Raw genomic sequence first — 26,639 nt, forward strand, 5'->3', positions numbered from 1 at the left:
GGCTGCGCTACGCGGCTCCGGCGCGCCAGGCATCGGGCGCCTTATGAATCGGGCGGCCTATTTGTCCAGCCAGGGCGCGTCTTTCCACAGCTTCTGGAATTCGGTTTCGCCGTCGGCCAGTTCCCGGGCGTAGTCGGCGGGCGGCAGGTAGCGCAGGGGCACGAACATTTCCTTGGCCTTGGCCTGGAAGGCGGGGTCGTCCACCGTGCGCTTCACGGCATCCACCAGCTTTGCGCGCACGTCGTCGGGCAGGCCCTTGGGGGCGGCCAGGCCGCGCAGCGACGCCAGGTCGAAGTCGTAACCCTGTTCCTTGAAGGTGGGCACATCAGGCAGCGCGGCCGAACGCGTACTGCCCATCTGACCTAGAAAGCGCAGCGGCGTGCCGCCTTTCTGGTACTGCAGCGCTTCGCCCACGTTGATGGCGCCGATGGTGATTTCACCACCGGCCAATGCGCCGCGTACTTCGCCCGCGCCCTTGTAGGGGATGTGGCTCAGCTTGGCGCCCGACGTGCCTTCAAAGCGCAGCATGGCCAAGTGGTCGTCGGAGCCGGTGCCGGTCGTGCCCACCGTGACCTTGCCAGGATTCTTCTTGGCGTAGGCCGACAGGTCCGCCAGCGTCTTCAGTTCGTTGTCGTTGCGGACTGTGAAGGCGCCCGGATCGTCGATCAGATTGCCCAGCAGGTCATAGCTTTTCCAGCTGAAGGCCGACTTGCGTTCAATCGGAATGGTCAGCAGGTTGGGCGTGTTGATGAAGCCGATGGTGTAGCCGTCGGGCTGCGCACGGGCCAGTTCGGTGAAGCCGATGGCGCCGCCCGCGCCGGGGCGGTTCAGCACCACAATGCGCGCGTCGTTGCCCAGGTACTTTTGCAAGAAAGGCGCCATCATGCGCGCCACCAGATCGGTGCCGCCGCCGGGGCCGTAGGACACGATCAGGTTGATGGGGTGTTCCGGATAACCGGCCGCTTGCGCGCCGCCGGCAAACAGGGTGGCGCCGGACAGCAGGGCGACGGACGCGGCCAGCGCGCGCAGGGTGCGGCGCTTGAAGGGGGGGTGTTGCATGTTGTCTCCTCTTGGGATGGGTCGGCGGCTTCATGCCGCACTGTGTGTTCGGTTGCCGCGCGGGCGCGGCACCGTGTTACTGCAATTTCGCCAGTCGGGCTTGCGTGACCGGCCAGACTTCCGGGTTGATAAGTTGCGGCGGCCGTTCACCGCGCAGCATGGCCATCAACTGCTGGGCCGATGATTGCGCCACGTTGCGGCGGGCTTCGTGCGTAACGCCCGCCGTATGAAACGTGGCCACCACATTGGGCAGGGCCAGCAACGGCGCGTCGCGCGGGGGCGGTTCCTGTTGCCAGACGTCCAGTCCGGCGCCGCGCAGATGGCCGCCGTGCAAAGCGTCGTACAGCGCCGCCTCGTCATGGATGCCGCCGCGCGCCGTCGACACGAAAACGGCCCCCGGCTTCATGGCGGCGAACGCGCGCGCATCGATCATGCCGCGCGTCGAATTGTCCAAGGGGCAATGCAAGGACACCACGTCGGCTTGCGCCAGCAGCTCGGGCAAGGACACGGGCTCGGCGCCGCGTGCGCGGATGGTGTCGGCGTCCAGCAGCGGGTCATGCGCAATCACGCGCAGGCCAAAACCTTGCGCAATGCGGGCCACGCGCGAGCCGATCTGGCCAATGCCCACCAGCCCGATGACGGTGCCGTGGATCTCATGGCCCATCAGGTCTTCGCGGGTAAAACCCGTGTCGTGGCGCAGGCGCTGGTGTGATTCGACCACGCGGCGCTGCACGGCCAGCAACAACGCATACGTATGTTCGGCCACCGACGCGGCATTGCCGCCTGCCTGGTTCACGACCGCGATGCCGGCCGCCGTGCAGGCGGGCACGTCCACCGTGTCATAGCCCGCGCCGCCGGACGACACGCAGATCAGGTCGGGGCACTGCGCGATGAGCTCGGCGTTGACGAACCACTGGCGCGGCAGTTCGTCCTTGGCCGCCGACACATGGTAGGCGTGGGCCGTCTTCAGGCCCGCCAGCGTGCGGGCGTCGTCACCGTGCGCCGGCAGTACCGACAAGGCAATATCGGGTTGCGCGCCGATGATCTGGTCGAACACCGGGTTCAGCCATAGGTCCAAACGGCACAAACGTTTCGGGAAATTCTGCGAGGGGGTACCAAAATCCGGCATTGTGCCCAGTCTCCGTGTCAGTCTTCAATCTTGTTTGAAGCGACTCTACTCGGGCAGAAAGCGGAGATAAAGCGAATAATTTTCTTATTCAAGAGCGAAGTTTTAGAAACAGTGTCTGCTAGACCATGCCCGCCGGCGCGTCGAATTCCAGCGTGTCCTGCGCCAGGGTGCGCAGGCTTGCCAGCATGGGCCGCGTGTCGTCGCGCCGCCATTGAAAGGTGTAGGGCAGGGGCCGCAAGGGCGGCAAGCCCGGCAGGGGATGCAGGTCGCCGCGCTGGATCAGGATGCGCGCCCAGGCCGTGGGCAGAAAGCCCAGCCCCAACCCTTGGCGCAGCATGCCTGCAATGGCGCCCCAACTATTGCAGCACTGCATGCGGCCCGGCGAGATGCCTTGTTCGGTGAGCCAGTCGTCCAGCATGCGTATCACGCCGGAGCTTTGCGGTTGCGTGATCAAGGTCAGACCGGGCAGATCGGCAGGCGTCAGCGCGGTAGGGTCGGGCACCGCGCGCAGCGAGGCCACCCATTCAAATTCCGCGCTGCCGATCAAATGTGACGCGATGGACGCGCGCGACGACGGCCCGGCGATCACCGCAAAATCCAGCTCGCCTTCCTCCAGCCCGCGCTCCACCAATTCACCCACGCCCACATAGGGCTCGACCAGCAGGTTGGGGTGTGCGCGTTGAATTTCTTCGATCAGGCGCGGCATCCACGTCACAGACGTGAGTTCTCCCGCCCCAAAACGGCAGCGGCCCGAGAAAGTCAGGTTGCTGCTGGCCTGCTGCATGAATTGATCGGCGTTGCGCAGCAGGTCCTTGGCGTGTGGCACCAGTTGTTCGCCCAGCGCCGTCAGCGTGGCGCTGCGCGCGCTGCGGCTGAACAGGTCGGCGCCAAGGGAGGCCTCGAGTTCGCCGATGCGCTTGGACAGCGACGACACGGAAATATTCAGCCGGTTGGCGGCAATGGCGAAGTTCTTGCAGGTGGCGGCCCAGTAAAAGGCTTCAAGTTGCTTGAGTGTCATGGCGGCATGGGAAAGATCCAGGGCGAAGAAAAGTGTAATAAGCAATATCGATAAAGTCACTTTATTCAAAGCGCTGGCGCGCCTATAGTCGTCCGCGATCGCCCAATACAACAGCGCGGCCGCCTGTGCGCGGACCGATCGCGAGGAGCCAGACATGTACGACCCCCTGCGCCAGATACTCAGCCTGCATGATTTCGAAGCCGCAGCGAGAAGGCGCCTGCCCAAGCCCATCTACGCCTATGTGTCCGGCGCGGTGGAAGACGGGCATTCCGAGCGCGGCAACCGGCAGGCCTTTGCCCAGTACGGCTTTCGGCCGAAGGTGCTGGTGGACGTATCACAACGCAGCACGCGCAGCACGGTGTTGGGCCGCGAGTACGCCGCGCCGGTCGGCGTGGCGCCCATGGGCATTTCGGCGCTGTCGAGTTATCGCGGGGATGTGGTGCTGGCGCGCGCCGCCGCGGATGCGAATGTGCCCTGCATCATGAGCGGGTCGTCGCTGATCCGGCTGGAAGAGGTGATGCAGGCCGCGCCGGGCACCTGGTTTCAGGCCTACTTGCCGGGCGACGATGCGCAGATCGCGGCCTTGATCGACCGCGTGGCAGCAGCCGGTGTGACTACCTTGGTGCTGACCGTGGACACGCCCGTTGCCGCCAACCGCGAGAACAACGTGCGGGCGGGGTTTTCAACGCCGCTGCGGCCCAGTGTGGGCCTGGCCTGGCAAGGGCTCGCGCATCCGCGCTGGTTGTTCGGCACGTTCCTGCGCACGCTGTGGCGCCATGGCATGCCGCATTTCGAGAACAACTACGCCACGCGCGGCGCGCCGATTCTGTCGGCCAACGTGCTGCGCGATTTTTCCGACCGCGGCCATTTGAACTGGCGTCACGTGGCCGCCATCCGCCGGCGTTGGCAAGGGCAGATGGTGATCAAGGGCATTCTGCATCCCGACGATGCGCGCACCGCGCGTGCGCAGGGCATGGATGGCATCATCGTGTCGAACCACGGCGGGCGGCAACTGGACGGCAGCCTGTCGCCCTTGCAAGCGCTGCCGGAAATCGTGGAAGCGGCCGCTGGCATGGACGTGATGCTGGACAGCGGCGTGCGGCGCGGGTCCGACGTGCTCAAGGCCATGGCGCTGGGCGCGCGCTGCGTATTCGTGGGGCGCCCGTTCAACTATGCGGCCACGGTGGCCGGGCAGCGCGGCGTGGCGCATGCCATCACGCTGATCGTGGAAGAAGTCAGGCGCAATATGGGCCTGCTGGGCGTGGTGGATGTGGCGCAAGTCAACGCCGACACCTTGGTACGCGTGCCGTCGGCGGGGGACGGCGCGCAGCAAGGCTAGGCATGGCAAGACAAGGCCTGGCATGCCCTAGAATGCCGGCACCGCTTTGTCCAAAGCACCCTCCGCGAACCGCCTTGCCGCAACCATCCAGCGCCACTCTTTTTTCCAGCCCAAGCAAGCAATCTTGCCTATGCCTTGCGCTGGCACTGATTGCGTCTATACCCGCCATCGCCCGCGCGCAGCCCGCCGCCGCTGAGAATGCCTATGCAAAGATCGTCGAGCCCATCGGTGGCGACTTCGCGCTGCAAGGCTATCCGCGTTCACACCTGCGAGCCATCCTGTTTCGCGGCAAGCCCTATCGGCCCTTGAATGCCGTGGAGTTCATCCACGTGCGGGCGCTGGGGCCTACACAAGGCGGCCAGCCGATGCTGGTGGCAGTGTCGAACGACTTCATGGGTGTCGGCACAATACTGATCGCAGTGCAAAACGGCACGCCGCTTGCACGCGTATTGAGTCCCACCGTCGACATGCACGACCCCGACATGGGCGTGGCACAACCCGGCCGCAAGGACCTGCTGCTGTTCACGGCGGGCTCGCGGGCGCTGGTCACATCGACGGGCCAGGTGCTTTGGTTTGAGCATCAGCGGCAAAAGGAAAAACTACATTCCATTCCCGAGTTGGTATCCGTGTCGCCGGACAACCGACACGGCGCGCTGTTGCTGGACAACGAGATCCGGCTTGGCCGCTTGGATGATGGCCCCTACGCCACCGTGCCGTTCACCAAAGCCATGCAAACGAAGGCTTTCAGCGGCTTGTGGAATGAAAGTTCGCAGGCCGCCAGAAAGGCCCTGGACGCCGGCAAGCGCATCGACCAGCGCCGTCTGTACCGAAACTTGAAGGCGGAATGGATCAACAAGAATTTTCAGTGGCAAGAAGGCAAGAACGGATGGCAGTTCAATGGTTATGGCCTGAAGTCGGCGACGTTGCCGGTTGCCACGGCGCAGGAGCGGTGAGGTGAGGTCGAATGTATTGGTGCCGAATGTATTGACGCCGTCCATCCGGCGTATGGCGACGTCTGGCGTGCTGGCGCTGCTGGCGGGATGCGCGGGCCAAGCCGAGATCTTTCAAGAACATGTCCGCACCGAAGACGCCAAACCAACGGACGTGGTCCTGACGCTGGACGTTGCGTTCGCGCGCGCACCCGACTTCAAGCCCAGCACCAACACCTACGACGGCCCGCCCCGGCGCGTGGAATATTCCGGCTACCCCAGCCTGGACGTGCCGTTCTATCAAAAGGGCCTGGGCATGGACCTGGGCGTATTGGGCGATCCGCGCGCGTTACTCGCGCTACCGTACCCATCGCCCACCACCCGCACCACGTCGGCGCAACTGAAAATATTCGGCGAACGCCGCGATCCCAGGCATTACCGCTTCGTGGTGCTGCCTCGTTCCGGTTGGAACAGCTACAACAGCTTCCAGGTGTCGTTCGCCGTCAACGGCAGGCGAGAGGGCATGACGTTTGCCTACAGCACGAAGGCCGTGTGCGAAAGCGCGTTCGACGTAACGACACCCACCTACGGCTTCGGCATGTCGGTGTCGGCGAGCTTTGCTAACGGCAAGCCCGGCTGCTTGATGGCCTGCGATGCACGACCGGGTTACCCGGGCTATTGCGCGTTTGGCGCGGATGTTGAATCGGTGCTGGGGCGGTAGCGCCAAGCCGTGTGTGGTCAGTTCGGGCGGTTAACGCAAGAACCTGACCAGTATCCACGTCACGTCCTGACCCTTTACCCGTGGCATGGCAGTTTGATAGGCGAAGGTCTGCGGCCCGGTCGGCATTTCCTCGCACGTCCACGTTCCGGGGTATGGGCAGGGCTGTCCCGACCGCACGCGGGCGCTGGCGCCGGGGTCGACCTCGTGCACCCAGTGCCAAATGATCGCTTGCCCCTTGTAGGCGGGCAGGGCTTCATGTTTGGCGACTACGCACAGGACTTCGCCCTTGTCGTCGCCTCGCCACTGCCCCGCGCGCGGCGCAAGCTGGCCCGTTTCGGCGCAGCGTGCAGGTTCGGGTTCGGGGGCACTTTGATCAATGTCGCGCTGCCAGATGACGCGGCCGCGCGACGGGTCTTGGTGTATGGGTGGGGCGAGCTCGCCAGCGTTGAAGTGACGACGCGAACCGGTTTTTGCTAGCGTGTACCACCAGCCGGATGAAGGAATTTCTTCGCCTACGACAACATGGGTGGGCGTGGGTTCAGTGGGTGGGCCGCCGGGTGTACGGCCTCGAATCGCTGGCGTAGGCCAATCGCTGTCGTCGTCAAACCGGGCCAGCCAACGCTGCGTATCACGGCGGTCAAAGCGTTCGTTCGGGTCGCCATCCCATTCGCCAGACCCGACCAGGTCCAATTGCGGATGGCGAATGCGGCGCAGCAGTCGGTTGAGCAGGGCGGGAAGCTCGGGGACACCGTTTTCGACGGGATAGAGTTCAGGTTGCGGGCCAAGTTCGATCCATTGCCCGCAGCTAAGGGTGTCGATGCGGACGCGTGGGTCGGCAAGATGGGCGACGACATCTTCGCGGGTGATCGCCAGCTTTTCGCGCCAGATGTCGGACAGGAAGAAGCCCCAGGTCGGAGGGCGGATGCCGGAAGGTAGATCGGGCGTGAACATCATGCCGAACGGGTAATCAGTGTCCAAACCGTAGAAGTGCGGGGCGAGCGCGCGATCCCAAGTGGCGGTTCCCACCTTGAAGGAGACGCCTGATGGCCGCCCCCGCCGCAGCCGCCGCGCTGGTCTGGGGCTATCGGGCCTATCGCGCCTACGCCGCCCATGAAGCCGCCCAAACCGCCATCGAGACAGCCGAAACCCTGGCGCAGATCAGCGAACGCAAGAAGGAAGTCCAAACCCTTCTGAAAGACATCATCGAAGGCATGAAAAAAGAAATCGACGTCAAAAGCTCGACCTTCGTACGCACCGGCGGCAACAGCACCGTATCGCGTGGGCGCAAGGAAAACGTGACGTATCAGCAATACATCGAACGCAAAATTCCATTTCGCCCCGTCATCAGTACGGTGTGCCAATGGGCGCTGAAGTCGCCGCTGAAAGTCCCCAGGCGCATCCGCAAGAAGATCCCCGGTGAAGTCATCGAAACGACGATCGATATCGCGTTGAAGCAGACCACCGCGTCCCTGGTGTTTGAAGTGGTGGATGACTTGCTGGCGTGGCAGAGCCCGTTGAAGGCGGAGCCAAACTACGACGGCATCTCCTACATGCCGATGCTGGGAGATCCCTCCACACGCCCCAAGCGCATCAGCGAGTTCTTCCCTTTTTGGCCTCGGCCTAAAGGGAGCCTGGCACCGGATCTGGTCATTGTGGAGTATCGGCAGCAGCCGTTTGACGTCGGGAACGTTTTTGCGGCCGTCGAAATCAAGTTTCCCAATGATTGGGTGAAGCGGGATCAGCTTGAGGACTACGTCTTATTAATGGGTGAAGACAACAAAAAAGTAGCGCTACTTCGCGTACCAGAAGATTGCACGGGATTCAAACCTTCCACTGTGAAACCGGGCCAAGGAGGCTCACCAAGGAAAACGAAATGAGCACAAGCGAGAGGCTGTTGGACGATGACGACGTTTCCGGCATGGTGACCGACCTGAAGCGGTGGCCCAATACCGCCATCGATCTCGGCGCGTTCGAACTTGCTGTCACGCCGTATCTGACCTTCTACTTCACCTACGATCCCGAGCATTTGTTTCGGACAACACTGGATATGATCGAGATCCACGAAGCCTTCGAAACGCTTCTTGGCTGCCCCTACACCGTTGCAACGCACCCCACCTCTGAACGTCCTCATCCCTATGGCTCCAAGAGGCTGGGCGATATACGCGAATGGGCGCGAAAATTCCGTCCCGATAAATCGTTCACGGTCGGCTTTACTGATGAAAAGAACTCGCAAAGCACTCCTACGCATGCCGCCTACCTTTGGAGAAAGCGGAACTACACCGCGGAATGCAATTTCTCTTCCATTCAGTTCTATTACCGTTGGCAATGGTGGCTGGACAACAAGGATGCGTGGCGAAAATTCGTTCTGGAAACCATTGGCCGTCTAAAGCCTGCGCAGGTATACAGCGGCTTTGCCTGGGGCACACCGTTGGCGTTCGGCATGCAGTCCGAAATCGCGGTTTGGCACCGAGCACTAGCCCCGCATTTCTATGGTCTGGACACCGACGACACGTTCAGCATGGCGTTTACGCCCGAGCTGCCCTCCGGCACCCGGCGGCACACCCACTGAACCCACGCCCACTCATGTTGTCGTGGGCGAGGAAATTCCTTCATCCGGCTGGTGGTACACGCTAGCAAAAACCGGCTCGCGTCGTCACTTCAACGCTGGCGAGCTCGCCCCACCCATACACCAAGACCCGTCGCGCGGCCGCGTCATCTGGCAGCGCGACATTGATCAAAGTGCCCCCGAACCCGAACCTGCACGCCGCGCCGAAACGGGCCAGCTCGCGCCGCGCGCGGGGCAGTGGCGAGGCGACGACAAGGGCGAAGTGTTGTGCGTAGTCGCCAAGCATGAAGCGCTGCCGGCGTACAAGGGTGAAGCGATCACCTGGCACTGGATGCACGAGGCCGCCCCAAGCGCCAGCGCCGGTGCCCGCGTGCGCTCGGGAGAACCCTGCCCCTACCCAGGCTCCTGGACTTGCCAAGAACTTCCGACAGGTCCGCAGACCTTCGCCTACCAAGTGACGATGCCCCAGGTGAACGGTCGGGAAGTGACCTGGGTACTACTCACGTTTTTGCGTTAGGAGAACAGCCATGGCCGCCCCCGCCGCAGCCGCCGCCCTCGTCTGGGGCTATCGGGCCTATCGCGCCTACGCCGCCCATGAAGCCGCCCAAACCGCCATCGAGACAGCCGAAACCCTGGCGCAGATCAGCGAACGCAAGAAGGAAGTCCAAACCCGCCGCGTCTTCTTCTTGACTCGTGTGCTGCACGCCGTGGTGGCGCATGCGCACGGGGCGCCAGCCTTGGTTCCAGTCTTCGCGCGGGTGGCCGCTCAGGTCGAAGGCAACACCGGGGATTAAACGCGCGTCATCGCCTTCGACGAACGCCACACGCGCATCGCGGCGGCGGCCTAGCAGGCGGGTTTGCGTGAAGGGCTTGCCCGCTTCGTCGCGTTTGTAGCGGCCGGGGTAGTCGTAGCGTTCGTAGCGATGATCCTGGTGGTCAAGGTCGGTGGCGACCGGGGAATGTTCCTGGCTATAGCGCGGATGGGTGTACGTGTAGTCGCGCTGGGTCTGCACGGCGGTGCGGATGCGCTCGGCGTAGGCAAAGCGATGCAGCGCGGGTTCGGCCTGGTCGCCGCCTGGCATGGGGTTGTAGACCACCGGCCCGCCTGCGATCTCGCCATGGATGTAGATGCGGTCGCCGTGGAGCAGGCGGTGCCCGTGTTCCGAGTGCGCGTAGCGGTAGAAGTAGCCTTCTTCGGCCGCCAGCCTGTCCAGAAACGCCAAGTTGGTGTCGCCGGCTTGCACGCAGTATTCGCGGGGCAGGTGCTCAAAGGTGGTGACCTGTTCGTAGTCGGTAATGCCTTGGTGCTTGATCACGTCGGCCAGGATCTCGGGTACTGACAGGTGCTGGTAGATGCGCCAGTCAGAACACAGCGCGGCGCGAGCCAGGGAGGGTTCTACGACTACCCGATAGCGCGTCCGGCGAAAACCGGTGTCGGCTTGTACGAACTCGGTGACGATGCCGTGGACGTGGCGCACCGGACCATCCCCGCGCCAGATGGTGAAGAGCCCAGGCTGGTCCAGCAGCGTGCCGAAATCAATAGCGGGGTCGCTGCTGGACAGTTCTAGGCACAGCCGATAGGTCTCGGACAGGGCTTCATGCAGCGTGAATTCAACGACGTCAAACGCCGCGCCGCTGGCGGGGGTGAAGGTGAAGCGGTGGTCTTGCTTGTGAGACAACACGTTCGGTCCTCCTGGAAAACGCAGGTTGACCGACGATATTGCGCAATCGATCATGCGCGCGTCTATAGAACTCCTCTGATTTTGCGGGGTGGCCGCCACCACCGCCGCATAGCCATAGACGCATTTCTACGTTGTCCGGCATGAAGCGCCCACGTAGCCTGAGCGCTTCTTATCTTTGAAGCCCAGGTCATTCCATGAGTCTCTCTATCCAACGTGCCCAGCAAGGCGTTTGGTGAAGTCATCGAACACGAAAAGCACACGTCGTGGATCGACGTGGACGAGCTGCATGAGCGCGTTGCGCGGGCCGTACACGTAGCATCGTGGGCGCGCAGACCTTGATCGACGCAGGGATTTCCAACCGGGTGGCGTCGCTGCGCAATAAGCGCGCGAGTTACGCCCCGCTATCCCTTGCGAGGGGGGCCGTGCCCATTCCTGGTCTGCGGCGCTTCAGGCCTGCGGAACTTGGGGCTGTCAGGCCAATTCCAACCGGTTTCCGCCCAGTGATTTGGCGCGGTACAAGGCACGGTCCGCTGCCGCCAGGCTATCGGCCAGCGGCGGCGCGTTGTGGTCAAACCACGCCAGCCCGATGCTGACCGTGGCGTGGATGGCGCGGCGATCGATATCTTCGGAATACATGTCGGCAAAGCGCTGCGCGATGGCTACGCCCAGCGCCTGCGCGCGGCGCGCCTCCTCACCCGTCAGCAGCGCGGCGAACTCTTCGCCGCCGATACGCGCCAACAGCACGCCCGGCCCAGCCACGCTCTGCGCGATGTCGGCAAACGCCTTGAGCACCAGGTCGCCGGCCTGATGTCCGTGTCGGTCATTGATGGATTTGAAGTGGTCAAGGTCAAACGCCAGCACGGCCACCGGCCCTTGCTTTGCATGGGCGTGCAACAGGCGCGCGCCTTCCTCGAAAAACCAGCGGCGGTTGCCCAGGCGCGTCAGGTAGTCGGTTTGCGCTTCGCGCAACAACTGGCCGTGCGCCTCTTCGCGTACCAGCTTGAGCAGCGCCATGGGCAGCAATACCGAATACAGCACGCCTTCATACATGGTGATGTTGCTGGCCGCCAGTTGGACGACGGGACCATACACGTCAACCAGCCAGGGCAGGATCAAGGCCCTGAAGGCATAGAACAAGGCATGGATGCTGGCGACGGCGATGACGAAGCGACGCGGCGTCAGCGGCTTCATGGGTGTGCAACGCCACATTTCCCAGGCGGTCAGGGCCGCCACGGCGGCGATGGGCGCCGCGCTGATGTAGCTCCACATGATGCCTTGCCAACGGGTGCCGGCCGCCGCCCACAGCAAGACCGTGACGGCCAGCAAGCCGATCGACACCAGGCGGTAGCGCCTGCCGCTGAAGGCCGCGACGCCGTGCAGGACGAGTAGATAGCCACCAAGAATGATGAAGTTGCTTAGCCCGGGGCCAAGCACCGCGGGCAGGTGCCCGCGCAGCAGCACCACGGTACAGCCGACGGCGATGGTGGCAAAGCCCGTGGCCAGAATGCCCAGTTCCTTGGCACGCCGGGAATTCGTGCGGTGTTCCCAATAAAGCATCCCGGCGCTGGCGAGCAGCGTCCCGATGACGAGCAGGTAAAGGGTGTAGAGATCGACGTGCATCCCGGCGGTATCAGCGTGGCGCCGACACGCGTTGCCGACAGCGGGATTTTACGGGCAAAACTTGCCCATTTTGTGTTACAGGCTGGCGTGTTGCGTGGCTGCAAACAGGTCGTCTGTGTGCACCATCAGCGCGCGCACCTGATGCAGCAGCGGATACTGATTCAACACGCCAGCCCATTGCGGCGACGCCAGCAATCCTTGCCAAACGGCTTCCAGCGTTTGGGCGTCGGCGGGTTGGCGCAGCGCCAATTGGCTGGCGTAGGCGACGCTGGCCGGCGCGGACAGCAACTGCATGCGGCAGGCGGCGTTGAGCAAGCGCGGCGAGTCATCAACGGGCGTGTCGGCGGGCGCGTCGCAGCAATAGAGCACGGCGCCAGCCAGGTCGGAGCCGTGGGTGGGCAGGGTGCTCAGGGATGCGCCGCGCAACGCCACGGTGCCCTGGCGCGACAGGAACGGATAGATGACGCCGGCATCTGCCTGCGCCAGCCGTTGCATGCCGCGCAGCAAGCGGGGGAAGTCCGTACTGGCCGCGTCCACGGACGCCTTGGCCTCGACCAGCAGGCACACATCCCAGACGGGTTCGGCGTCTGGCGGGCTGGCGCGGCGCAGCAGCGCGGCGTCCCACTCGCTCTTGGCGCGGTCGGCCGAGCCAGGCAGCTCGGGCGGCATGTGCATCGAGGTCACCACCCGGTATGCGGCGGTGCTGGGGCCCAGGGTAGTGCCTTGCGGCCCTTCGGTATTGAGACGGTGCGCCAAGGCTTCCAACGCTGTCGCGGCCTGGGCCTCGACATCCGCGCCACGTTGTTGCGCGGCCAGGCCTTGCGCCACCGCGCCCGGCGTGCCGGAGCGCGGGCCGTTGCGGCTCCATAGGGCTTGGTAGCGCTGCACCAGCGCGTCGGAGGCCAAGGCGTCCAAGCGGCACAGGCGTTCCAGGGCGGGGCTGTTGCGCAGCCGGGCCAGGCTGCGAGACGTGGGGGAATCGCTTGCCGCCTCGGGCAGGGCGTCGATCCGTTCGACGGCCTTGGACAGCGCGGCCCAAGCCGGTGCCGACGCGGCGGCTTGCAACGCGCCCAAGACCTCGCGCTGCGGGCCGGGCGGCAGGCGTTGCAGCTTGGCCGGGTGGGCAATGGCGTTGACGGCCGCCACGACTTCACGCCGGTCCGACTCGGCACCCGCGGCCAGTGAGGCGTATTCACGCACCTGCACGGCTTGGTGGCGCAGGACCATGGCCTGGATGGCGGGGTCACCCTGGTTCTCGCGCATGGCTTCGCCGATAAGCTGTGCCAACGCGTCGACGAACGTCTGCTTGACCAAGGCAGGCGGTGTTTCTGCATGGGCCAACGCCCGACGCGCCTGGTCGATGGCCACGGCCAGTGTGCTGGTGCAGTGGTGGCTTCGGGCCGTTGAAGCCGATGCCAGCGCGGCTTCTGGCGTGGTGGGCACGAGATAGCGGCGGGCGACGATACGTAGCGTGTCGTCCAGCAGGGAGGGGCGCGGCGGCAGGGGCATGGTGTGAACCGGCTTCATTCAGACTGTGGCGCCGTAAGCCTAGCCTGTTGTCGATCCTGGCGCCAATACCCGCGCACGCGCGCGCGGTCGAGCAAGCGTCTTACTTGAACATTGCCGCGTTGTCTTGCAGCACCGCGTCGGCGCACTGCGCGTCCAGGTGGCCGCCCGGCGCGCCGGCTACCCCAATGGCGCCAATGACCTTATCGCCCGCCTTGACCGGCACGCCGCCGCCCAAGAGCAGGAAGCCCGGAATGTCGGTCAGGTTGGCGGCGCCCGGGTTTTTCTGTGCGTTTTCCATCATGGTCAGCGTGGGGGTCTTGGCGGACACGGCGGTGAAAGCCTTGGCGCGGCTGGCCTCGATGGTGTGCGGGCCGGCGTTGTCGGCGCGGGCAAAAGCCTTGAGCAGGCCGGCGCGATCCACGACGGAGGCGCTGACGTTGTAGCCCTTGGCCTGGCAGGCGGCAACCGTAGCGGTGGCGAGCTGCTGCGCGTCGGCCATCGACAGGTTGGTTTCCGTGAGCACGGCGGCTTGGGCGGCGGCGGACAAAACCAGCGTGGAGGCCAGGGTGGAAAAGAGGGTGGCAAGCGTCGTGGGCTTCATGGTCAGCATCCTTTTATGCGTTGGAGTAAGGAGCAGCCAGTGTGGCCAAAACGCGCGGCGGGCGGTATACGCCCGACTACTCGCGCGCCTCCGTAGCGTTACGGAGGGCAAAGGACGGGGCTAGTCGAGCAGGGTGGCGTATTGGCGGATCAGTTGCGCCAGCGAGTCGGCTTCCAGCTTGGCGAAGACGTTGGCCCGATACGTTTCAACGGTGCGTGGCGACAAATCGAATTCGCGCGCGATTTCCTTGTTGCTCATGCCTTGCACAATGCGCGCCAGCACCTCGTGTTCGCGTCCGGACAGGCGCGCCAAGCGATCGGCGGCGGCTTGGGTCACGGCCAGCTTTTCGCGGCTGGCGATGTGGGTGCGCACCGCGGCCTGCACGGCGTCCAGGAACACGTCGTCATCCACGGGTTTTTGCAGGAACTCCATGGCGCCGCCCTTGAAGGCGCGGCGGCACAGGTCCACGTTGGCATGGCCGGTCAGCATGACCACCGGCAGGTCGGACTGCGCGGCCAGGCGGGCAAGCACGTCCAGCCCGCTGATGCCAGGCATGCGGATATCCAGCACGACGCAGCCGATGGCGCTGGCGCTGAGTTGCGCCAGAAAGGCCTGCGGGTCGCCAAAGCCCACGCTGCGCAGGCCTACGCTACGCAGCAGCAGGCCCAGCGCATCGCGCACGGCGTCGTCGTCATCCACCAGGTACACCAGCGGGGAATGGTCGGGCGTGCGCGTGGGCGGCGTGTTCATGCGGGGGCCTTTGCACACGGCAGGGTCAAGGTGAAGCAGGCGCCCGAGGGCTTGAGATTGCGTGCGGCGATGCGGCCGTCCATGGAACCCGCCAGCGTTTCGCACAAGGCCAGCCCCAGGCCCATGCCTTGGGCGCGCGTGGTGTAGAACGGGGCGAACAGGCGGGGCAGCGCGTCGGCGGCGATGCCGGGGCCGGTGTCGCTGATGGTGAACCGGTATGCGTCGCCGTCGGCGCGGCCTTCCAGTTGAATCATCCGCGTGCTGTCGGTGCCCGCAAGGGCGTCGGCGGCGTTTTGCACCAGGTTGTGCAGGATCTGTTCCAGCGCTACGCGGTCAGCCAGCGGCCGCGCTCCTGGGCTGGCGTTGTTCCAGGCCAGGCGGATGCCTTGCCGGGCCAGCTCGGCTTCGCGTAGAAAAAGCAGCGACGCGACCAGCGCGTCCGGGTCCAGCGCTTCGCGCCGCGCGGGCGAACGCGGTTGTACCAGCGCGCGCATGCGGCTGATGATGTCGGCGGCGCGCTTGGCCTGCTCGGCGCTGGCCAAGAGCGCGTGGCGCACGGCGGGGCGTTCGTGTTCGTCGTCCAGCAGGCGCTGGGCGGCGCGGGTCTGGGCCAGGATGGCGGTCAGGGGCTGGTTCAGTTCGTGCGCGATGCCGGCCGCCATTTCGCCCAGCGTGCCCAGGCGCGCCATGGTGGCCAGGCGCGCCTGCTCTTGCTGGCGGCGGGCCTCGGCGCGCGAACGCTGCCAGGCAGCGGCGGCGGCTACCAGCAGGGCGCTGGCCAGGGCCCAGGCCAGCCAGGCTTTCCATGGCCAATAGACCGGCGTCAGCGTGTGGGTGCTGCGCATCGGGAAGGGCTGGCTGGCCGCGCCCAGCGGCTTTTGCAATGTCATCGCCAAGCCCCACGCGTCGTCCGCCTGCTTGGCCAGCAGCGCCAAAGGCTGCGGGCCAAGCAGCAGGCTCAGGTTGCTCAGGCCGGGGGGAAAGTCCGACGCCGGCACCAACTGGCGGGCGTCCAGCAGCAGGCTCCAACTGGAGGGCGCCACCAGCCAGTAGCGCGCGTTGTCCACCGGCAGCGTCACCGGGCGGCCCGCATCACGGGCGCGCGTCACGGCGGCCGACAAACCCGGCGGCGGTGGCAGGCTGCCGGCCCAGGCGCCATCGGCCAGATAGCCCAGCCCCAGCAGTTGGGGCATGGCGGGGTGCAGGCTGGGATACAGACGTTCGGGCGTGGGCGGGTGAGACAGCGCTGTCAGCGTGGCCAGCACGGCTTCGTGCTGCACCGTCTTCTGGCTCAGCATGCGCTGGGCGATGCTGGTGCTTTGAAAGAAGCGGTCGTGCTGATCCAGGGTTTCCTGGCGGGCGATCCAGGCGGCGCCCAGGCAGAACAGGATCAGCCAGCAGAGGAGGGCGCGCGTGCGCGATAGGGGGTTCACGGCTGAAATTATGCCTTGCGGCAGGCGCGGCCCGGCATCCGTAGGGCTACGGAGGCGTCATGCGGCGCGCGGAGCGGCCTGGCCGAATGGATCAGCCTGCGGATCGGCCTGTGAATTGGCCGACAGCGTCATCTGGTACAGCGCGGCCACCAGGTCCGACTGCGTGATCAGCCCGACCAGAGTGCGCGAGGCGTCCAGCACCGGCACGCAATGCAGGGTGTCAGACATGGGCCGAGCCAGTTCGATGACCGGCAGGTCTGGTGTGGCGAAGGGCACTTCGCTGCGCAGGCAGTCGGAAACCCGCTGGCGCGGCGGCGTGGCGTCATCTGGCGTGACCGCAAGCGGCCTGGCCTTGCGCGCCAGCACGTCGGCCTGCGACACCATGCCGGCATAACGACCGTTCGCGTCAACCACCGCCAAGGCTTGCAGCCGGTGCTTGTCGAACAGGCGGACGGCGTGGTCCAGGGGTTCATGTTCCTGCACGGTGACGACATCGCGCGACATGACGTCGGCGCACGACACCTCGCCAAACCGGCGCACGCTGGCGCGCAGTTCGGCGGCCAGCACGATATCTTCCAGGTCTTCCTTGCTGATGTCCAGGAGCTCGCCGCGTTGCGCCAGGGCATCATCCAGGTCGGCCCGGCTGAAGCCCAGGCGGGTGCTGGGCGCGGCGTCGCGGGTGTGATGTCCCTGTGCCGGGTCGGCATGGCGGCGGGGGTAATTGCGTTTCAGAGCGCCGTTGAAGGCCACGGCAATGCACAGCAGGATCAAGGAATTCAGGCCCACCGGCCACAGCGCGAAGCCATAGCCCAGGCTGGCTACGGACGGCCCGCCCAGCACCGCCGTCAAGGCCACCGCGCCACCCGGGGGATGCAGGCAGCGCAGGCTGAACATGGCGCCGATGGCCAGGGCTACCGCGACGGCCGCAGCCAAGCCGGGCAGCGGAATCATCTGGGCGCAGAACACGCCGATCAGCGCCGACACCACGTTGCCCGCCACGATGGACCAGGGCTGCGCGAGCGGGCTGGCTGGCGCGGCAAACAGCAGCACGGCCGATGCGCCCATGGGCGCGATGAACCAAGGGCTGGCCGCGCCCAGTGCGTGCCGGCCCACCCATTCCGTGCAGAACAGCCCCAGCAGCGAGCCGAGCACGCCAAGGATTTTTTCGCGCCCGTTGACGCCTACCGGCGCTGGCGCGAACGCGCTCAGCCAGCGCTTGAATGCCACCCCCAAAACGATCTCCTTGCTTGTCTGCAATATGTCGTGGGGCGACAATTTATCACGCGGCGGCTTACCGTCCGCTTATGCGCTTATGCGCTTATGCGCGGATGCGCGGATGCGCTCAGGTCGCGTCGTCGCCGATGCGCGCCAGCAAGCGGCCCAACAAGGGACGCATGGCGCGCAGCTCTTCCAGGTGCGCGGCGGACAGGCTCTCCAATACCCGTTCGGCCTTTGGCGTCAGCACGACTTCAACGCGACGGCCGTCTTCGGGATCGGCCTCGCGGCTGACCAGGTCCAGCCGGGCCAGGCGGCTGACCAGTTCGGCGGCCGTATGCGGACGGATCAACAGTCGGTCGGCGATTTCGCCTACGTACAGCCCACGACGGTCGGGCGGGGTCTTGCGGGTGCCTTTGATGGCCAGCAGGGTTTGATGTTGCTGCGGTGTCAGCGCCAAGGCGCCGGCCGCGCCCTCGCTGAAGGCCGCGAAGGTGCGCAGCGCATAGCGGAAGTCAGCCAGCAGTTCGTAGTCGGCGGGCGACAGGGGAGTGGGGGACAGAGTCGTTTTCACAGGCGAATTCTAATATGACGACGCGTGAATTCGCGCCGCGCTTCCGTGTCGTTAGTACGCTTCGTTACCGCTTTCGTTACCGCTTCCGTTACCGCTTTCGTTACCGCTTTCGTTACCGCTTCCGTTGTCACGTTCATCCGTCACATTCACCCGCCACATTCAGGCACCCCGTGTCGCCCGTAATTCCCACAGCACATCCAACACGTGCTGGGTGGCGCGTTCGACTTTTTCCGCGCGGTGCGCGATGCCCAGCGGCCGCCACAACGCCGGGCGCAAGGGCCGCATGATGATGCGCGGGTCGGCTTGGGGCGCGGTGGCTTCGTGCGGCAGCAGGGTCGCGCCGTAGCCGGCGGCCACCAGGCTTTTGATGGCGTCGTTGTAATTGAGCTGGATGCGGGTGCGCGGGTTCAGGCCGGCGGCGGCGAACCATTCGCCGGTCTGGCGCGAGAGCCGCGTGGTGGCGTCGTTCAGGATCAGCGCACGGTCCGCCAGCCAGGCGGGGGTGACGCGGGCAGGCGCCTGCCAGCTTGCCGGCAGAAAGGCCATGACGGGATCGCGCCGCCAGGGCTTGATGACGAGGCCATCGATAGGCGGCTGCGGCAGCGCCACCAGCCCCACGTCCAGAGTGCCGTCGTTCAAGCGCTGCAAGGTTTCCTGAGAGGTCAGTACCGCCACCTGCACGTCGATACCGGGGTGATGGCGGCCCAGTGTTTCCAAGGCGCTGGGCAGCAGATGCGCAATGGCGCCGGTGGAGGCGCCCAGGCGCACGCGGCCGGACAAGCCCTGCACCTGGCGTTGCACATCGTCCAGCGCCTGATCGGCTTCGGCCAGCAGCCGGCGTGCGCGTTCCAGCAGCGTGTCGCCAATGGTGGTGGGCCGGACCTGGCCGCGCTTGCGCGTCAAAAGCGGCGCGCCGATGCGGGCTTCCAGATCGGCCACGTGCAGGCTGACGGTGGGCGGCGCCAGATGCAGCGCGCGGGCGGCCTCGGCGAATGAGCCCAGGTCGGCAATGGCGACCAGGGTGCGCAGGCGATCCAGGCTGATTTCACGCATGGGGTTGATGTTCAGTAAACATGAATTGAACGGTCATGATATTCGACTTTTCTTATCGAAGAGCCAGGCCGAAGATACGGCTTGAACTTAACCGCTGCTACCTCTGCGGCTTCAACCCCTAAACCCTCATCCCTGATCAACCCCTCCCTCGACGGACCAGCCATGACCCACCCCCTAGTCTTTATCGACGGCGACCAAGGCACCACCGGCCTGCAGATTCATGAACGCCTGAACGGCCGTACCGACCTGCGCCTGCTGACACTGCCCGAGGCCGAACGCAAGGATCCGCAACGCCGTGCCGACGCCATTAACACCTGCGACGTGGCCATCCTGTGCCTGCCGGATGAGCCGGCGCGCCAGGCGGCGGCGTCGGTGGTGAACCCGGCGGTGCGCATCATCGACGCCAGTTCAGCGCATCGCACCACGCCGGGCTGGGTCTATGGCTTTCCCGAAATGAGCGCGGGCCAGGCCGACCTGATCGCTCAGGCCAAGCGGGTCAGCAACCCCGGCTGCTACCCCACGGGCGCCATCGCCTTGCTGCGCCCCTTGATCCAGGCCGGGCTGGTGCCCGCCGACTATCCGATGGTCGTGCATGCGGTGTCGGGCTATTCGGGCGGCGGCCGCGCCAGCGTGGATGCCTACGAAGGGGCGGGCGGCCTCCAAGGCCCGGCGTTCCAGTTGTACGGCTTGGGCCTGGCGCACAAGCACACCCCCGAGATCGAAACGCATGCGGGGTTGACGCAGCGCCCGGTGTTCGTGCCGGCCTACGGCGCGTTTCGCCAGGGCATTGTGCTGACGATTCCGTTGCAGACGCGCTTGCTGCCGGCTGGCGTAAACAGCGAGCAGTTGCATGCTTGCCTGCACCAGCACTACGTGGACACCACGCATGTGCAGGTGGTGCCGCGCCAGGAAGCCGCCAGCCACACGCATCTGGATCCGCAGGTACTTAACGGTACCAACGACCTGCGCTTAGGCGTCTACGGCAACGAGCAACACGGCCAGGTATTGCTGACCGCGGTGTTCGACAACCTGGGCAAGGGCGCGTCCGGCGCGGCGGTGCAAAACCTGGACCTGATGCTGGCCGCGATGGCATGAGGTGATGGCATAAGGCAATGGCGCCTCGCTGGAAGCGGGGCGCCATTGCTGTTCAGGGCATCACGCGTTTATCGTCACCCCTGCATTGCCTTACCACTTCATTTCGCCCTTGGCGACCTTGGCGCTCAACTCCAGGGACGCGGCCGCGCCCGCTTGCGGGTACTGCGCCTTCATGGCGGCGATCAGCGCGGCGCTGTCGGCGGCCTTGGCGGTTTGTGCGTCAAAGGCGCGGATGTAGCCCTGCGTATAGCGGACTGATTCCAGGGTCAACGGTGCGCCCGGCGCATAGTGGCCTGGAATGACCGTCATCGGCTTCAGCGCTTCAATGCGCGCCAAGGTGGCCAGCCAATCCTTGTGCGATTGAGGGGTCTGCGTATCGGCCATCCACACATGCAGGTTGCCGAACACCACGACGCCACCCACCACGGCCTTCAACGACGGAATCCACACAACGCTGCGATCGGGTTGCGGGCCGTCCAGGCCGGTGATTTCCAGCGTCTGGCCTTCCAGCGTCAATTGGCTGCCTTTCAGCACCTGCGGAATCACGGCCCGGGACGGCGCATCCGCGCCCAGCTTGGGGCCCCAGAACGCCAGCTTGCCGTCCACCGTTTCCTTGATGTGCTGCACCGTGGGTTCGGTGGCGACGACGCGCGCATTCGGGAAGGCGGCCACCACGGTGTCCAGGCCGAAGTAGAAGTCGGGGTCGCCGTGGCTGATGTAGATGGTGGTCAGCGTCTTGCCGCTGTCGCGCACCATTTTCACCACTTTTTCGGCTTGCGATTTACCAAACTGCGCATCGATCAGGATGGCTTCGCGCTGGCCGCTGACCAGCACGGAAGACACTTGGAAGATGGCGTCGTTGCCGGGGTTGAAATGGGTCAGTTGCAGATCGGTGCCGGCGGCGTGGGCAACGTAGGCGGGGCTGATCAACAAGGTCAGCGCGGCGCTTTGCAGCAGGCGGCGAAAGGTGGGGAAGGAAGACATGGCGGCGGCTCGTGAGTGGAGGGGGAAGGACGCCAGTCTAGTAGCGGCATTCGCGCCGATCTATCCCTGTCTTTGCCAGAGTCTGTTGCGCATTTCGATCAAATCATGCCGGGTTCGGATCCGCCAGGGTTGCCTCGACCTGGCGCCGCAGCCACATCGTGCCGGGGTCGCTTTCAAAGCGCGCGTGCCAGTGCACGGTCACGCTTAGCGGCGGCAGGGCGATGGGCAGGGGGCGGATTGCAAAAGCGTTGTCGCGGTTGAACCAGATGGCCGCGCGGTAGGGCAGCGTGACCGTCAAGTCGGTACGGCGCACGATTTCAGCGGCAGCCGAAAAATGCGGCAGCGTCAGATACGGCTGGCGATGCAGGCCGGCTTCGCTCAGCACCTCGTTCAGCAAGCGGTGCGCGCTGGCGCGCGAGGCCACCAGAATGTGATCCAGCCGCTTGAACTGGCCGCGCGTCAGCCCGGCCGACAGCACCGGGTGGCCACCTCGGCCCATGCAGACATAGCGTTCGCTGAAGAGATCGGCGTGACAGGTATGGCGGCCCAGCCCCGCCAGGTTGCCGATGGCCAGGTCGACTTCGCCCTCTTTCAGCGCCTGCGGCAATTGTTCCAGCGCAATCTCCATCACTTCCACTTGCAGGCGCGGCGCCAGCGCATGCACGCGCTCCATCAGCGGCGGCAGGAACACCATTTCGCCGATGTCGGACATCGACAGGCGAAAGCGCCGGGTGCTGGTGGCCGGGGTGAATTGCTGGCGCAGGCTGACCGCTTCGGCAAAGCTGTTCATGCCGCGTTCGATGGGGTCGGCCAACGCAAACGCCACCGGCGTGGGCTGCATGCCGGTGGCGGTGCGCACGAAAAGCGGGTCGTCGAACTGTTCGCGCAGACGGGCCAGCGCGTAGCTGACGGCGGGCTGCGTCAGGTTCAGCCGCTGCGCGGCGCGGGTCACGCTGCGTTCATGCAGCACCGTCAGGAAAACCCGCATGAGATTCAAGTCGAAGTCCACGCATGCCTCTGATATCAGCCGTATTTATAAGATAAATAATAGCCATAAATTTGACACATAAATAGTTGATTCCTAGACTAATTTCACTAGAGCCGCTGACCGGCAGGTAGCGGCAGAACAACCGGGGAAAGCGTCGTCATGCATGCGTTGACATTACCGTCGTTGTTGGTGGAACAGGCCGCGCGCCAGGGCGAGCGCTTGTGGGTGCAGGCCCCGGGCGGCTCGCTGCGGTTCTGCGATGCGCCGGCCCACGCGGCAAGCTGGGCCGCGCGGTTGGCGTCGGCGGGCGTGGCGCGGGGCGATCGGGTAGGGCTCATGGCCGGCAACCGTCGGGAATTCCTGTCGATCGTGTTGGGCTGCGCTTGGCTGGGCGCCGTGGTGGTGCCCATCAACACCGCATCGCGCGGCCTGCAACTGCGGCACATGTTGGCCAATAGCGGCTGTGTGCTGCTGGTGGCCGATGCGGCGTCCTGTCCGGCGCTGGCGGGCTTGGCGTCCTTGGCCGACACCGCGCACGATGGCCCGCTGGCCTTGCGCGCGATCTGGTTGCTTGACGACATTGATGCTTCTCACGCGCTGCCCGCGCCCGCGACTCTGGTGCCGTCGGAGCCCCTGGCTGATGACGCCACCCGCGATACGCCGCCGTTGCCCGCCGCCGACATCCGGCCCGGCGACACGCTGGCCATTCTGTACACCTCGGGCACCTCGGGGCCGTCCAAAGGCGTGTGCTGCCCCCACGCGCAGTTCTATTGGTGGGGCAGGATCGCCGCGCGCAACCTGGAAATTTCAGATGCCGACGTGCTCTACACCAGCCTGCCGCTGTTCCATACCAACGCGTTGAACGCCTGCTTCCAGGCGCTGGTGACGGGGGCTTCCATCATTTGCGACGAGCGCTTTTCGGCAAGCCGCTACTTTGACCGCCTGCAAGCCACGAACGCCACCGTTACCTATCTGCTGGGCGCCATGGTGCCGATGCTGCTGGCGCAAGAGGCTCGGCCATCCGAACGCGGCCATCGCACCCGCATCGCCTTGGCCCCCGGGGTGCCGGAACGCTTTCACGGTGTGTTCGCCGAACGCACCGGCATCGCCTTGCTGGAAGGCTACGGCTCCACCGAAACCAATTTCGCCTTGGGCGGCACGCTTTCCGAGCAGCGGCCGGGCACGATGGGCCGCGTGGCGCCGGAGTTTGACGCCATCGTGGCCGACGAACACGATGCGCCGGTGCCTGATGGCGAGCCGGGCGAACTGCTGCTGCGCGCCACGCCGCCGTTTGCCATTGCCACGGGCTATTTCGGCATGGCCGACAAGACCGTCGAGGCCTGGCGCAACCTGTGGTTCCACACGGGCGACCGCGTGGTGCGCGACGCCGACGGCTATTTCCGATTCCTGGACCGCCTGAAAGACGCCATCCGCCGCCGAGGCGAGAACATCTCGTCCTATGAAGTGGAACAGGTGCTGCAAGCGCATCCGGCCGTGGCCACCGTGGCCGTTTACGCAGTGCGTTCCGAACTGGCCGAAGACGAAGTGATGGCCGCGTTGGTCTACAAGGCGGGGCACGCGCCCACGCCCGAAGCCCTGCTTGATTTCTGCCAGCCTCGCATGCCGTATTTCGCCGTGCCGCGCTATCTGCGCGTGCTGGACGATTTGCCGCGCACCGAAAACGGCAAGGTCCGCAAGTTCCGCTTGCGGGAAGAAGGTATCACCGGCGACACCTGGGACCGGGACGCCGCCGGCTATCGCGTGGCGCGCTGAGGCGCCGTTGACTCACTTAAAAAATCCAAGGGGCGGCAATGACGATGGCATACAAGGGGGCGGCATTGTCCGCCGAAGACGAAGCAAAAAGAAAGCGCACCCGGCGCGTGGTGACGGCCTCGGTCGCCGGCAACGCCATGGAGTGGTACGACTTTTTCATCTATGGCACGGCGGCCGCGCTGGTGTTTGGCGACCTGTTTTTTCCCAAGGGCACGGACCCGCTGCTGGGCACCATGGGCGCCTTCGCGGGGTTTGCGGTGGGCTTTCTGGCGCGGCCGCTGGGTGGTGTGATCTTCGGCCACATCGGCGACCGCTACGGCCGCAAGCTGGCGCTGGAATGGACGCTGGGCCTGATGGGCGCGGCCACTTTCCTGATCGGCCTGCTGCCCACTTATGAGCAGATCGGCTTCTGGGCGCCGGTGGCGATGGTGGTGCTGCGCGTCTTGCAGGGCGCGGCGGCGGGCGGCGAATGGGGCGGCGGCGTGCTGCTCATCAGCGAGGCGGTCGGCGGCAAGCGGCGCGGCTACTTCTCGTCGTTCAGCCAGTTGGGCGTGGCGGGCGGTTTTGTGCTGTCGTCCGGCGTCTTCATGCTGGCGCAGCAATTGCCGCAGGACGCCTTCATGAGCTGGGGCTGGCGCCTGCCGTTCCTGTTCAGCGTGCTGATCTTCGGCGTGGGCCTGTACATCCGCAAGCACATCCCGGAAAGCGAGGAATTCGTGCAGGCCAAGAAGACGGCCAAGCGCGGCATGCCGGCGGTGGAAGTGTTTCGCCGCTATCCGCGCCAGGTGCTGACGGCGATGGGCTTGCGCGTGGCCGAGAACGGCGGTTCGTACATTTTCCTGGCTTTTGCGCTGGCCTACGGCAAGTTCCTGGGCATCCCCAACGACGTGATGCTGGGCGGCGTGCTGGTGTCCATGTTCCTCGAGCTGGGCACGCTGGTGTGGTTTGGCCATCTGTCCGACCGCATCGGGCGGCGCGCGGTTTATCTGATTGGTTCGGTGGGCCTGGTGCTGGTGGCGTTCCCGTTCTTCTGGATGGTGCAGACGAAAGAGCCGCTCTGGATTTTCCTGGCCTTCTTCCTGGGCAACACGGTGTGCCATGCCGCCATGATCGGCACCCAGCCCGCGTATTTTGCCGAGCTGTTCCCGGCTGAAGTCCGCTACACGGGTCTGGCGCTGGGCCACGAACTGGCGTCGGTGTTCGCGGGCGGCCTGTCGCCCTTGATTGCGATGGCGCTGCTGCGCAAGTATGAATCGGCCACGCCGGTGGCCTGGTTTCTGGTGGGCATGGCGGCCATTACGGTGGTGACCTTGTTGCTGACCCGCAATCCGCCCAGGCAGGACACGGAATGAACCCGGCCCTGTCTGCTGGCCACGGCCCCGGCCCCGGCCCCGGCATCGTCGCGGTAGGCGAAACTCCCGCGTTGCGCCATCCCGAGCCCACCTGCAGCACGGCGGGCTTGATTGCGCAGGCCATCGGGCAGGCGCTGCGTCAGGCGGGTATTGCACCCGCGCAGGTAGACGGGCTGGGCGTGGCCTCGTTCACGCTGCGCCCCGACCGCGCCATCGACCTGGCCTGGCGGCTGGGCTTGCGGCTGAACTGGTGCATGCAGGACGAGCTGGGCGGCGCCAGCGCCATCAACATGTTGCGCCAAGCCTGGCTGGCGCTGGAAGCGGGGCAGGCGCAAACCATTGTGCTGGTGTCGGGCGACCATTTCACGGGCGCGGATTTTGCCGGGCTGGTGCGCGGCTACAACCGCAGCGCGCAGGAATATCTAAGCCCGCTGGGTAGCGATGGGCCCAACCCGCTGTTTGCCATGCTGACCCAGCGGCAGATGGCGCAAACGGGGCTGCGCCGTGAAGATTACGGCGCCCTGTGCGTTACGCAGCGCGGCTGGGCGGCCGACAACCCCAACGCGGCCTATCGCCAGCCGCTGACCTTGGCCCAATACCTGCAAGCGCCGATGGTGGCGCCGCCGCTGGGCCGGCTGGACTGCGTGCCGGTCGTCAGCGGGGCCAGCGCGCTGGTGCTGCAAGCGCGGCCCACGGGCGTGCATGTGCGGCTGTTGGCCAGCGGCGCGCGCTACAACCACGACCAGCAGGAAGGCGACGGCTTGCAGACCGGCATTGCTGAATTCGCGCCCGGCCTGTGGCGTCAGGCGGCGGTGGGGCCGGAAGACATGGATGTGGTCAGCGTGTACGACGACTATCCGGCGATGGCGCTGGCGCAATTGCACGACCTGGGCTTTGCCGGCACGGACGACCTGCCGGGCTTCATCGCCCGCCGCATCGCCACGCGCGCGCTGCCCGTGAATACGGCGGGCGGCCAATTGTCGGCGGGCCAGGCGGGGACGGCGGGCGGCATGCACGGGCTGGTTGAGGTGGCGCGGCAACTGTTGGGCCAGGCGGATGGGCGGCAGTTGCCAGGCCCTCGGCACGGCGTCGTCACGGGATACGGCATGGTGCAACTGCGCTACGGCATGTGCGCCAACGCGGCCGTGCTGCGCCGGGAGGAATCATGAATCTGCATGTAGATGAACACCTCGGGGACCAATGCCGCGTGGATGAATGCCGCGCCTGTGGCCATCGCGTCTATCCCGCC

Annotated in this window: 25 protein-coding genes and 1 pseudogene; 11 read left to right on the forward strand and 15 right to left on the reverse strand. The window is 65.5% G+C overall.

The annotated features are described in order from the left end of the window. Positions 1-57: 57 nt before the first annotated feature. The 3 genes from ELS24_RS14090 to ELS24_RS14100 form a co-directional block, all read right to left on the reverse strand. The gene (locus tag ELS24_RS14090; protein ID WP_127184471.1) at positions 58-1,059 is read right to left on the reverse strand and encodes a Bug family tripartite tricarboxylate transporter substrate binding protein; all 1,002 of its coding nucleotides are present in this window, start codon (positions 1,057-1,059) and stop codon (positions 58-60) included. 76 nt (positions 1,060-1,135) lie between these two features. Then, entirely contained in the window at positions 1,136-2,188 is a 1,053-nt protein-coding gene (locus ELS24_RS14095; protein ID WP_050444935.1) for a hydroxyacid dehydrogenase, read from the reverse strand. A 118-nt stretch (positions 2,189-2,306) separates the two neighbouring features. Continuing rightward, positions 2,307-3,206: a LysR family transcriptional regulator gene (locus tag ELS24_RS14100; protein ID WP_127184472.1), complete on the reverse strand. Its 900-nt coding sequence runs from the start codon at positions 3,204-3,206 to the stop codon at positions 2,307-2,309. Between the two features lie 154 nt (positions 3,207-3,360). On the opposite strand from ELS24_RS14100, the gene ELS24_RS14105 reads away from it, so the two are divergent. From ELS24_RS14105 to ELS24_RS14115, 3 genes are all read left to right on the forward strand, one after another. Beyond that, the gene (locus ELS24_RS14105) at positions 3,361-4,545 is read left to right on the forward strand and encodes an alpha-hydroxy acid oxidase (RefSeq protein WP_127184473.1); all 1,185 of its coding nucleotides are present in this window, start codon (positions 3,361-3,363) and stop codon (positions 4,543-4,545) included. Positions 4,546-4,619: 74 nt separating this feature from the next. After that, positions 4,620-5,498, forward strand: coding sequence for a hypothetical protein (locus ELS24_RS14110; protein WP_240669514.1), 879 nt, complete (start codon positions 4,620-4,622; stop codon positions 5,496-5,498). A gap of 1 nt (position 5,499) precedes the next feature. Then, the gene (locus tag ELS24_RS14115; protein WP_240669515.1) at positions 5,500-6,195 is read left to right on the forward strand and encodes a hypothetical protein; all 696 of its coding nucleotides are present in this window, start codon (positions 5,500-5,502) and stop codon (positions 6,193-6,195) included. Between the two features lie 30 nt (positions 6,196-6,225). Here ELS24_RS14115 and ELS24_RS14120 read toward each other — a convergent pair whose 3' ends face one another. Then, positions 6,226-7,221, reverse strand: coding sequence for a type VI immunity family protein (locus ELS24_RS14120; RefSeq protein WP_205736972.1), 996 nt, complete (start codon positions 7,219-7,221; stop codon positions 6,226-6,228). A gap of 17 nt (positions 7,222-7,238) precedes the next feature. Between ELS24_RS14120 and ELS24_RS14125 the strand changes: the two genes are divergently transcribed. From ELS24_RS14125 to ELS24_RS14135, 3 genes are read left to right on the forward strand one after another with little or no spacing between them, the layout of a single operon-like run. Further along, the gene (locus ELS24_RS14125; protein WP_127184475.1) at positions 7,239-8,072 is read left to right on the forward strand and encodes a VRR-NUC domain-containing protein; all 834 of its coding nucleotides are present in this window, start codon (positions 7,239-7,241) and stop codon (positions 8,070-8,072) included. Continuing rightward, positions 8,069-8,764: a hypothetical protein gene (locus ELS24_RS14130; protein WP_127184476.1), complete on the forward strand. Its 696-nt coding sequence runs from the start codon at positions 8,069-8,071 to the stop codon at positions 8,762-8,764. The genes ELS24_RS14125 and ELS24_RS14130 overlap by 4 nt, the downstream gene beginning before the upstream one ends. Positions 8,765-8,786: 22 nt before the next feature. Next, a complete protein-coding gene (locus ELS24_RS14135; RefSeq protein ID WP_127184477.1) occupies positions 8,787-9,278 on the forward strand; it encodes a hypothetical protein in 492 nt (163 codons plus the stop codon). On the opposite strand, the gene ELS24_RS14140 is transcribed toward ELS24_RS14135, so the two are convergent. Beyond that, entirely contained in the window at positions 9,262-10,443 is a 1,182-nt protein-coding gene (locus ELS24_RS14140; protein WP_240669517.1) for a type VI secretion system Vgr family protein, read from the reverse strand. The two genes, ELS24_RS14135 and ELS24_RS14140, sit on opposite strands and share 17 nt — an antisense overlap. A 207-nt stretch (positions 10,444-10,650) precedes the next feature. On the opposite strand from ELS24_RS14140, the pseudogene ELS24_RS31275 reads away from it, so the two are divergent. Continuing rightward, positions 10,651-10,823 (forward strand): annotated as a pseudogene (locus ELS24_RS31275) (rhodanese-like domain-containing protein); the annotation flags it as partial. Between the two features lie 91 nt (positions 10,824-10,914). On the opposite strand, the gene ELS24_RS14150 reads toward ELS24_RS31275, so the two are convergent. The 8 genes from ELS24_RS14150 to ELS24_RS14185 form a co-directional block, all read right to left on the reverse strand. Beyond that, positions 10,915-12,063, reverse strand: a complete 1,149-nt coding sequence (locus ELS24_RS14150; RefSeq protein ID WP_127184478.1) for a GGDEF domain-containing protein — start codon at positions 12,061-12,063, stop codon at positions 10,915-10,917. 75 nt (positions 12,064-12,138) lie between these two features. Further along, positions 12,139-13,572 (reverse strand): 3-deoxy-D-arabino-heptulosonate 7-phosphate synthase, encoded by a 1,434-nt coding sequence (locus tag ELS24_RS14155; protein ID WP_127186338.1) that lies wholly within the window; start codon positions 13,570-13,572, stop codon positions 12,139-12,141. A gap of 100 nt (positions 13,573-13,672) precedes the next feature. After that, the gene (locus ELS24_RS14160) at positions 13,673-14,173 is read right to left on the reverse strand and encodes a GlcG/HbpS family heme-binding protein (protein WP_050445014.1); all 501 of its coding nucleotides are present in this window, start codon (positions 14,171-14,173) and stop codon (positions 13,673-13,675) included. A gap of 120 nt (positions 14,174-14,293) precedes the next feature. Further along, positions 14,294-14,923, reverse strand: coding sequence for a response regulator transcription factor (locus tag ELS24_RS14165; RefSeq protein WP_127184479.1), 630 nt, complete (start codon positions 14,921-14,923; stop codon positions 14,294-14,296). Then, a complete protein-coding gene (locus ELS24_RS14170; RefSeq protein WP_127184480.1) occupies positions 14,920-16,356 on the reverse strand; it encodes a sensor histidine kinase in 1,437 nt (478 codons plus the stop codon). The genes ELS24_RS14165 and ELS24_RS14170 overlap by 4 nt, the downstream gene beginning before the upstream one ends. Before the next feature lie 57 nt (positions 16,357-16,413). Then, positions 16,414-17,589, reverse strand: a complete 1,176-nt coding sequence (locus ELS24_RS14175; protein WP_127184481.1) for an HPP family protein — start codon at positions 17,587-17,589, stop codon at positions 16,414-16,416. Positions 17,590-17,698: 109 nt separating this feature from the next. After that, entirely contained in the window at positions 17,699-18,145 is a 447-nt protein-coding gene (locus ELS24_RS14180) for a MarR family winged helix-turn-helix transcriptional regulator (RefSeq protein ID WP_127184482.1), read from the reverse strand. 159 nt (positions 18,146-18,304) lie between these two features. After that, positions 18,305-19,198, reverse strand: a complete 894-nt coding sequence (locus ELS24_RS14185; protein WP_127184483.1) for a LysR family transcriptional regulator — start codon at positions 19,196-19,198, stop codon at positions 18,305-18,307. A gap of 162 nt (positions 19,199-19,360) precedes the next feature. Here ELS24_RS14185 and argC point away from each other — a divergent pair, with 162 nt between their 5' ends. Continuing rightward, positions 19,361-20,293 carry an N-acetyl-gamma-glutamyl-phosphate reductase gene (gene argC / locus ELS24_RS14190; RefSeq protein ID WP_127184484.1) on the forward strand — a complete coding sequence of 311 codons (933 nt, stop codon included), beginning with the start codon at positions 19,361-19,363 and terminating at the stop codon, positions 20,291-20,293. A 90-nt stretch (positions 20,294-20,383) separates the two neighbouring features. Here the strand turns inward: argC and ELS24_RS14195 are convergent, their stop codons facing one another. Then, complete coding sequence (locus ELS24_RS14195; RefSeq protein ID WP_050444921.1) at positions 20,384-21,277, reverse strand: MBL fold metallo-hydrolase; 894 nt, start codon at positions 21,275-21,277, stop codon at positions 20,384-20,386. Positions 21,278-21,380: 103 nt separating this feature from the next. Then, positions 21,381-22,286 carry a LysR family transcriptional regulator gene (locus ELS24_RS14200; RefSeq protein WP_230696084.1) on the reverse strand — a complete coding sequence of 302 codons (906 nt, stop codon included), beginning with the start codon at positions 22,284-22,286 and terminating at the stop codon, positions 21,381-21,383. A gap of 138 nt (positions 22,287-22,424) precedes the next feature. On the opposite strand from ELS24_RS14200, the gene ELS24_RS14205 reads away from it, so the two are divergent. Genes ELS24_RS14205 through ELS24_RS14215 form a run of 3 tightly spaced genes read left to right on the forward strand, consistent with a single transcriptional unit; the run spans position 22,425 to position 26,559 of the window. After that, a complete protein-coding gene (locus tag ELS24_RS14205; RefSeq protein WP_127184485.1) occupies positions 22,425-24,038 on the forward strand; it encodes an ATP-dependent acyl-CoA ligase in 1,614 nt (537 codons plus the stop codon). Between the two features lie 38 nt (positions 24,039-24,076). Continuing rightward, complete coding sequence (locus tag ELS24_RS14210) at positions 24,077-25,390, forward strand: MFS transporter (RefSeq protein WP_050444918.1); 1,314 nt, start codon at positions 24,077-24,079, stop codon at positions 25,388-25,390. Continuing rightward, entirely contained in the window at positions 25,387-26,559 is a 1,173-nt protein-coding gene (locus ELS24_RS14215; protein WP_127184486.1) for a thiolase family protein, read from the forward strand. The genes ELS24_RS14210 and ELS24_RS14215 overlap by 4 nt, the downstream gene beginning before the upstream one ends. Positions 26,560-26,639: the final 80 nt, after the last annotated feature.

Source organism: Achromobacter spanius (assembly GCF_003994415.1).
Taxonomy (GTDB): Bacteria; Pseudomonadota; Gammaproteobacteria; order Burkholderiales; family Burkholderiaceae_B; genus Achromobacter; species Achromobacter spanius_C.